Below are 2,547 nucleotides of genomic sequence, written 5' to 3'. Positions count from 1 at the left end.
CGCTAACTTTTTGATAAATTTGTAGTAATTTCGATACTAAAACAAGCAGTAAAATTAAATTGAATTTGCTATAATTAAACCAAGGGGTGAAAACAATGAGTTATAATGAAGAATATCAAAGATGGTTAAATTGCGAAAGTCTAGATCCATCATTAAAAGCAGAATTAGCAAGTATGAGTGAAAAGGATAAAGAAGATGCGTTCTATATGAACCTGGAATTCGGTACTGCTGGAATGCGGGGAATTTTAGGCGCTGGGACTAATAGAATGAATATCTACACAATTAGAAAAGCCAATGTTGGTTTTGCAAAATATGTATGTGGTCTACCAGATGGAAAAGAAAGAGGAGTAGCTATCGGTTATGACAACCGTCATATGTCATATAAATTTGCAATTGAAAGCGCTAAAGTACTAGCTACTTATGGAATTAAGTCTTATATTTTTGAAAGTTTAAGACCTACACCAGAATTATCATTTGCAGTACGTTATCTAAAGTGTGCTGGTGGAATTATGATTACAGCTAGTCATAATCCAAAAGAATATAATGGTTATAAAATTTATGATGATACAGGATGTCAGTTAATTCCAGAATGGGCTGATCAAGTAGTAGCTTATGTAAATGAAGTCAAAGATGAACTAGCAGTAGAAGTAGTTAGTGATGATGAAGCTTATCCATATATTACTTGGATTGGTGAAGAAGTTGATGAAGCTTATTATAAAGAAGTTATGGCAATTGAAATTAATCCAGGTATGGATAAAAAAGATTTCAAAATTGTCTTCTCACCACAACATGGTACTTCTAACTTACCAGTAAGAACATGTTTGACAAGACTTGGATATGATGTTGTTCCAGTATTGGCTCAATGTGCACCAGATCCAGATTTTACTAATACTAAATCGCCAAATCCTGAAGTACCTGCATCTTATGATTTAGCTATTAAAAAAGCTAAAGAAGTAGATGCTGATGTCGTTGTTATTTGTGATCCTGACGGGGACCGTTTAGGTGTTGTTGCTAAACATGATGGTGAATATGTATTAATGTCTGGTAACCAAAGTGCTGCAGTATATTTGGAATATATCTTAAGTGAACTTAAAAAACAAGGCAAATTACCATCTAATGCTGTAATGTATAATACAATTGTTACTAGTGATTTAGGTGAATTAGTAGCAAAATCTTATGGTGTTGAAGTTGAAAAAACTTTAACTGGATTTAAATTTATTGGGGATAAGATTCGTAAATATGAAAAAACTAAAGAAAAAGAATTTGTCTTTGGTTATGAAGAATCTTATGGTTGCGTAGTAAAAGACTTTGTTCGTGATAAAGATGCTGTTCAAGCAGTTGTTATGGCGGCTGAAGCAGGAAACTTCTATAAAAAACAAGGTAAAGATTTAATCGATGTATTAAATGATTTATATGCAAAACATGGAACATTCAAAGAAACTCAAATTGCTTTAAGCAAAGCTGGGGCAGATGGCGCTAGAAGAATTAAAGAAATCATGGATAATTTAAGAAAAGATGCTCCAACTAAGATTGGTGATTATGCAGTTGTTGCTGTTGAAGATTATCAAAGTAGTGAAAGAGTTGAAAATGGTACTACAACAACAATTGATTTACCAAAATCTAATGTATTGAAATATTATTTAGAAGATGGTTCATGGATTGCTGCTCGTCCAAGTGGAACAGAACCAAAATGTAAATTCTATTTTTCTATCAAAGGTAGCGATGCTAAAGAAGCAAGCGATAAAACAGAAGTATTCCAAAAAGATATGATGAATATTATTGGTGAATAATACAAAAAGACAAAAAACGTTGATTTTATCAACGTTTTTTTAATGATGTTCTGTAATTTCCGTTTATTTTCCGCTTATTTCCGTTTAAAAACATTATTTATGCATATTATTTAAGTTTGTTTAAGTCGAAATCAATAAGCTGAGCAACTTTTTGGTTCATAGAGTTTAATACATCTGCATAGATATCAGCAGTGGTAGATATATCATTATGACCAAGATGAGCGGATACAACTTTGATATCAACATTATTCATTAAAAGTAATGTTGCATTAACATGCCTTAAAAAGTGAACTGTTATATATTCATAATCAGTTCCTTTTTTTATTTTATTAAGACGAGTTCCAACACTATTACGATGGATAAAATCACCAAATGGATTACTAAAAACTAGATTTTTATCTTGATAGACATTTTTAAGATATACTTTTCTTTCATTTTGTTCTTCTTTAACCATTTTTAATAAGTTATATATACTATCAGACATTCCTAAAGTTCGATAACTATTTTCTGTTTTAGGAGGCCCCACTATAGCACCTCCTCTAGGAAAATTGACAGTTTTATTGATAGTGATAGTTCTTTTATTGAAATTAATGTTATCCCAAGTCAAAGCCAAAGTTTCACCAATACGCATTCCTGTATAAATCTGAAATCGGATAATAGCATTGTAGACATCAAATTCCTCCGTTTTATGTAAAATATCCTGGATTTGTTCAGGTTCAAGTGGTGGTAATTTCTTGCTTCTGTTTTTCTTTGGTTT

The 2,547-nt window shown here is 31.4% G+C and carries 2 protein-coding genes; one reads left to right on the top strand and one right to left on the bottom strand.

Annotated elements, in window-relative coordinates; genetic code table 11:
• Window positions 1-95 precede the first annotated feature (95 nt).
• Window positions 96-1,790, top strand: coding sequence for a phospho-sugar mutase (locus tag Q0K54_RS03395; RefSeq protein ID WP_294578449.1), 1,695 nt, complete (start codon window positions 96-98; stop codon window positions 1,788-1,790).
• A gap of 106 nt (window positions 1,791-1,896) precedes the next feature.
• Here Q0K54_RS03395 and Q0K54_RS03390 read toward each other — a convergent pair.
• A partial coding sequence (locus tag Q0K54_RS03390) for a site-specific integrase (protein ID WP_294578448.1) occupies window positions 1,897-2,547 on the bottom strand: 651 nt, incomplete at its 5' end.

It is taken from the genome of uncultured Thomasclavelia sp. (assembly GCF_944324745.1).
In the GTDB taxonomy this organism is placed as follows: Bacteria; Bacillota_I; Bacilli_A; order Erysipelotrichales; family Coprobacillaceae; genus Thomasclavelia.
The sequence above is the reverse complement of the archived record's forward strand: the minus strand, read 5'-3'. Positions and strand labels throughout refer to the sequence as shown.